This window comes from Kocuria sp. SM24M-10 (assembly GCF_001027955.1).
GTDB lineage: Bacteria > Actinomycetota > Actinomycetes > Actinomycetales > Micrococcaceae > Kocuria > Kocuria oceani.
In genome coordinates this window covers 1-5,951 of sequence record NZ_LDNX01000037.1, presented here as the reverse complement: position 1 = coordinate 5,951, position 5,951 = coordinate 1, and the positions used below count along the sequence as shown (strand labels likewise).

General features: G+C 67.3%; 3 protein-coding genes and 2 pseudogenes. 4 read left to right on the top strand and 1 reads right to left on the bottom strand.

Annotated features, from left to right (window positions below; genetic code table 11):
• The 4 genes and pseudogenes from ABL57_RS04050 to ABL57_RS04035 all read left to right on the top strand — a co-directional run.
• Positions 1-592 (top strand): annotated as a pseudogene (locus ABL57_RS04050) (hypothetical protein); the annotation flags it as partial.
• 188 nt (positions 593-780) lie between these two features.
• Positions 781-2,085 (top strand): ISL3 family transposase, encoded by a 1,305-nt coding sequence (locus ABL57_RS04045; protein ID WP_238985969.1) that lies wholly within the window; start codon positions 781-783, stop codon positions 2,083-2,085.
• Positions 2,086-2,201: 116 nt separating this feature from the next.
• Positions 2,202-3,521: an IS256 family transposase gene (locus ABL57_RS04040; RefSeq protein WP_047802171.1), complete on the top strand. Its 1,320-nt coding sequence runs from the start codon at positions 2,202-2,204 to the stop codon at positions 3,519-3,521.
• A 261-nt stretch (positions 3,522-3,782) separates the two neighbouring features.
• Positions 3,783-4,835: pseudogene (locus tag ABL57_RS04035) on the top strand (IS110 family transposase); the annotation flags it as partial.
• Between the two features lie 566 nt (positions 4,836-5,401).
• On the opposite strand, the gene ABL57_RS04030 reads toward ABL57_RS04035, so the two are convergent.
• Positions 5,402-5,951 (bottom strand): ISL3 family transposase (locus tag ABL57_RS04030; protein WP_047802170.1); only part of this gene is annotated, 550 nt, incomplete at its 5' end.

Below are 5,951 nucleotides of genomic sequence, written 5' to 3'. Positions count from 1 at the left end.
GTCCGTTCTCGCCCCGTGCAGTGCGAAGGTCAGCAGTGCTGGTGTCTCACCCCATCCTGACGCACAGGGAGAGGGCATCACGGTGGAACGCACCCGCCACCTGGTCAACGGGACCGTAGAGGGCACCGGAGAGCTCCGCCATTACAAGCTCAGTCAGGTCTACCGGGCCGTCGGCTACGCCAGCTCCCCCGTGCCCGGCGTTCCCTTTGACCCGACGAAACGGACCGTCCCACACGTGAAAGGCCGCGTCATCGACGACAACGGACAGCCGATACCAGGCCTGTATGCCAGCGGATGGATCAAGCGCGGTCCCATCGGTCTCATCGGCTCCACCAAATCCGACTCCAGCGAGACCGTCATGCAGATCCTCGAAGACGCCACACACCTCCAGCGCGAAGGACGCGAGGACGACGATCCACTGGAGACGCTCTTCCTCGACTCCTCGGTGGAGAAGATCGGGTGGGACGGCTGGCTACGCGTGGACGAGTACGAGCGAACCTCCGGGGCGGAACACGGCCGCGACCGGATCAAGGTCTACAGCCGCGAACAGCTAGCATCGATCGCCCTCGGACACGCAGTGACGAATGCATGAACCGTCGTCGACATCCTTACCTGTTTCTACTCGTTCTGCTTGTTCGCCACTAATCCGGCCCTTCACAGATGAGCATGGGTAGCGGTGTGCGCGTGGGCGTCTCGAGGGGTGTGTTGTGAGGTCTGGGTAGAGGTCGAGGCCTCCAGGATGGGTAGCGACCAAGCAACCCGATCCATGAAGGCCTCGACGTGTCTCATGCTATCTGCGCGCCCGCGTGCGCGCTCTTCGACCTGCCCGACGTCCATGTCAGGGCCGTGGAACGCGGACCACGCTCGTTCACCGTGGTGGTGGAGACTTTTCCGACGCTGGTGGGGTGCCCGTCCTGCGGGGTGCTCGCCACCGGCCACGGCCGCCGGGAGGTCGTGCTCCACGATCTGCCCTGCGCTGGGGTGCCCGTGCGGGTGGTGTGGCGCAAGCGGATCTTCAGGTGCCGGGAGGACGCCTGCGAGGTCGTGACGTTCAGCGAGGTCCACGAGCTGGCCGCGCCGCGGGCCAAGCTCACCACCCGCGCGATCGCCTGGGCGGTGACGCAGCTGCGCTCCCACGACATCGCGGTCTCCGCCCTGGCGGACATGCTCGGAGTCGCCTGGAACACCGTCTGGCACGCCGTGGCCCCGGTCATCGAGACCCAGCTGGCCGCGGAGGATCGGCTGGCCGGGGTGGACGCCCTCGGTGTCGACGAGCACGTGTGGCGCCACGTGGGTCCACCCGGCACCGGGCTGGTCACCGGGATCGTGGACCACTCCCGCGGCGAGGACGGCCGCCCCCGGGCGCGACTGCTGGACCTGGTCAAGGGGCGCACGGGGGCGGCCTACGGCGACTGGCTCACCGAGCAGGGTCCGGGGTTCACGAGCGGGATCCGCACGGCGACGCTGGACCCGTTCCACGGCTACGCCAACGCCATCCGCGACGAACTCCCTGAGGCGATCACCGTCCTGGACGCCTTCCACGTGGTGAAACTCGGTGGGCAGGTCGTGGACGAGGTGCGTCGTCGGGTGCAGCAGGACACCTTGGGCCACCGGGGCCGGGCCGGGGACCCGCTCTACGGGATCCGCCGCACCTTGCAGATCGGCGCCGAGCACCTCACCGCCAAACAGATCACCCAGCTCAACACCAAGCTCGAGGCCGGGGACCCGCACCACGAGGTGACCCTGGCCTGGCACTGCTATCAGAAGCTGCGCGCGATCTACCACGCCCGCCCCGAGACCGGCCGCCGGCTGGTCGCCGAGATCCTTGCCGCCTTCCCGTCCTGCCCGATCCCGGAGATCGCCCGGCTCGGGCGGACCCTGCGCCGGTGGAAGGCCGCGATCCTGGCCTACTTCGACACCGCCGGGGCCTCCAACGGGCCCACCGAGGCCGTGAACGGGGTGATCGAGACGATGCGCCGGGTCGCCCGCGGCTTCCGGAACTTCGACAACTACCGCCTACGCGCCCTGCTCGCCGCCGGCGGACACCGGCCGTGGCGCAAGACCCCTACCCATGCTCATCTGTGAAGGGCTAATCCGGCCCTTTGTAAAGCACTCGGGGCTGATGCACGGTCAAATGTCGGGACTGTCCGATAAACGGATGTAAGAGGCCCAATCACCCCGTCAGGGGCTGGAGGGTCGACATGAGCGAGAACATCGAGACACTGGTGGACGTGAGCCCACCGCAACCCGGCCAGGAGTCGGAGGAGACACCACAGCTGTCCCAGGTCGAGCAGGACGCAGTCCGGGAGTTGGTCCGTCAGGCACGGGCCAGCGGGGTGGCCCTGACCGGTCCCGACGGGCTGCTGAAGCTGCTGACCAAGCAGGTCGTCGAGGCCGCCCTGGACGAGGAAATGAATGAACACCTCGGCTACGAGCCAGGGGTGCCCGAGGGGCGCAACCGCGGCAACTCCCGCAACGGAAGACGGACCAAGACGGTCATCACCGACAACGCCGGCCCCGTGCAGATCGAGGTGCCTCGGGACCGGGAAGGCACCTTCGAGCCGGTGATCGTCAAGAAACGCCAGCGACGCCTGTCGGACCTGGACCAGGTGGTGCTCTCGCTGTCGGCCAAGGGTCTGACCACCGGGGAGATCAGCGCCCACCTGGGCGAGGTCTACGGCGCCGAGGTTTCCAAGGACACCGTCACCCGGATCACTGACCGGGTGATCGAGGAGATGCAGGCATGGTGGGCTCGTCCGCTCGAGGACGTGTACGCGGCGATCTTCATCGACGCGATCATGGTGAAAGTCCGGGACGGGCAGGTGCGCAACCGGCCGGTGTACGCCGCGATCGGGGTGGACCTGGGCGGGCACAAGGACATCCTGGGCATGTGGGCCGGGGATGGCGACGGGGAGAGCGCAAAGTTCTGGTACGCGGTCCTGACCGACCTGAAGTCCCGCGGAGTGCGCGATGTGTTCTTCGTAGTCTGCGACGGGCTCAAGGGCCTGCCTGACAGCGTCAACGCGGTGTTCCCGGCGGCGATCGTGCAGACCTGCATCATTCACCTGATCCGCGGCACCTTCCGCTACGCCTCTCGGAAGTACTGGGACGAGCTCGCCAAAGACCTGAAGCCGATCTACCAGGCGCCCACGGCAGGTGCTGCCGCCGAGGCACTGGATGCCCTGGAGGAGAAGTGGGGCACCCGGTACCCGGCGATCATCCGGCTGTGGCGCGGGGCCTGGACCGAGTTCGTGCCTTTCCTGGACTACGACGTGGAGATCCGCCGGGTCATCTGCTCTACCAACGCCATCGAGTCGCTCAATGCCCGCTTCCGGCGTGCGGTGCGGGCCCGGGGGCATTTCCCCAACGAGCAGTCCGCGATGAAGACCCTGTACCTGGTCGTGCGATCGCTGGACCCCAAGGGCACCGGGCAGACACGATGGGCCATGCGGTGGAAGCCGGCACTGAACGCTTTCGCCATCACCTTCGCCGATCGCATGCCGGCGGCGGAGAACCACTAACCATGGAAACGCCTCTTACACATAGATGATGGATACAGGTTCTGGCCGTGGTGTGACTCGCTCATACACCGATGCCCGCAGCGGTTGTCCTCCAACGGATCTGTCCACTGCGGCCGGGGCCGTGAACCGTGCGGCCAGGCGGAGCATGACTTGATAAGAGCCTGACCGGGAAGTCGCCTCACCTTTGTGCTGTCTGCCCCACCCGACCGACGGTGACCAGTTGCTCTTCCACCGCGGAAAGGATCACCGGTCATGACGATGATGACAGCACCACCAACGGCGGCCAACCCTGCTGAGGACGCGGCCCCGGGACGGTACGCGGGAGTCGACACCCACAAGGACACCCACCACGTGGCGGTGGTCGACGAGCTGGGTCGGGCTGTGGCCGACCAGCAGTTCCCCGCCACCAGCGCCGGGTACCGGCAGATCCTGGACTTCTTGCACACCGCCGGGCCCATCCGGGCCGTCGGTGTCGAGGGCACCGGCTCCTACGGGGCCGAGCTGGCCCGGGTCATGACAGCTGCGGGAATGACCGTGATCGAGGTGATGCGCCCCAACCGCCAGCACCGACGGTTGAGGGGCAAGTCTGACCCGCTGGATGCCCAGCAAGCCGCCCTGACCGTGGCCGCCGGCCGAGCCACGGTGGTCCCGAAGTCCCGCGATGGACAGGTGGAGTCCTTACGGATCCTGCTGACCGAACGCACCTCGGCGGCCAAGGCCCGCACGGCGGTGATCAACCAGATCCACGCCCTGCTCATCACCGCCCCCGCTGCCGTGCGAGCCGACTACCGCCGCTACCACGGGAGCCAGCTGGTGGCTGTCCTGGCCCGCACCCGACCCGGTGCAGGCCACGACCCCGAACAGATCGCCCGCGCGTCCTTGAAACGCTTGGCGATCCGCCACCGGAATCTGGCCGAGGAGATCGCCGTGGTGGACCACCAGCTCGAGCACATCGTGGCTGGGCTCAATCCTGCTCTGTTGGCCACCCACGGGGTCGGGCCCGTGGTGGCGGCAACTCTGCTGGCCACCGTCGGGGACAATCCGCACCGGATCCGCACCCCAGCGGCCTTCGCCGCCTTGTGCGGGGTCGCCCCCGTGCCGGCTTCCTCCGGGCGAACCCACCGGCACCGGCTCTCTCGGGGCGGGGACCGTCAGGCCAACCACGCCCTGCACCGGATCGTGCTGCTGCGCATGCGCACCGGCGAGCCTCGCACCATGGCGTACTTCCTCCGCCGCCGGGCCGAGGGACTGGCTGACCGCGACATCATCCGGTGCCTGAAACGCCACGTCGCCAACGAGGTCTTCGCCGTGCTCGTCCACCCGACCACCGAGCCACTGCCGGGGCCACTGCTGCGCCGACAACGCCAGGCACTGGGCATCCGCCTGACCGAAGCCGCCCGCACCCTGGAGGCGCCATACCAGCAGTTACGGCGCCTGGAGCTGGGCACCCGCAGCGATCCCGACCTCGTCCACCGCTGTCAGCACTGGCTCGACGAGACCGACCGACAACGCCTCAAAACCGCTTGACGCCAATAGGAGCATCCGTTCTTGCGACAGTCCCCAGCTGTGATCTCGATGGCCAGGACCTTCTCGGTAAAGATTCACACCTGTTGTCAAGCAGGGAGAAGTTCCCGGGTGGGGGCTGGTTCTCGGTCGACGGTTTGGTCACGGAGCATGGCCGTCCTTTTGCTTTTGGTGTCCGCGGGTCCCTGGGTGAATCTCTTTCAACCTGAGACGGTGATCGTCTGGCTAGTCCTGTTCTGATCGTCGACTACGTCGAGCAGGGCACTGGCCAGATCGGAATAGGCCAAGGGCTTGATGCCGTGGGTGACACCGTCGGTGTTGTACCGATAAGTGGCTCTTCGGTCATTGAGTGGGGATCAGGGGATGAGCCCGCCGGCCGCCAGGAGCATACGGAGCCGGTAGTTGTCCCGGTTGCGGTAACCGCGGGCCAGGCGGCGATGGAGCTCGATGATCCCATTGATGGCTTCCGTCCCGCCGTTCGATGAGCGGCCGGTGCTGAAGTAGGCCAGAAACGAGTCCTTCCAGCGGCGCAAGGTCCGTCCGAGCCGTGCGATCTCCGGAACCGGGCAGGTGTGGAACGTGGCCAGGACCTTCTCAGCGAGCCTGCGGCCCTCGGCGAGGTCGGCAGCCCTGTAGGCAGCCCTGAGGTCCTGGGCGCACTGCCAGGCAAGGTAGACCTCTTCGTGAGCCGGATCGGCACGAACGGCGTTGGTGACCCGGTTGGCCTGACGGTCGGTGGGGTGCTCGGCTCCGGCCCGCAGGGTGCGCTGAATCCCGTACAGCGGATCGCCCTTACGGCCTCGCCGGCCCATGGTTTGCTGCTGGATACGGCGGCGGACCTCGTCCACGGCCTGGGTTCCGAGCTTGACGACGTGAAAGGCATCCAGCACGGCCACGGCGTCCTCG

Excerpts from the sequence above, each read along its gene's own strand:
- ABL57_RS04040 (WP_047802171.1), top strand. The coding sequence starts at position 2,202 with ATGAGCGAGAACATCGAGACACTGGTGGACGTGAGCCCACCGCAACCC.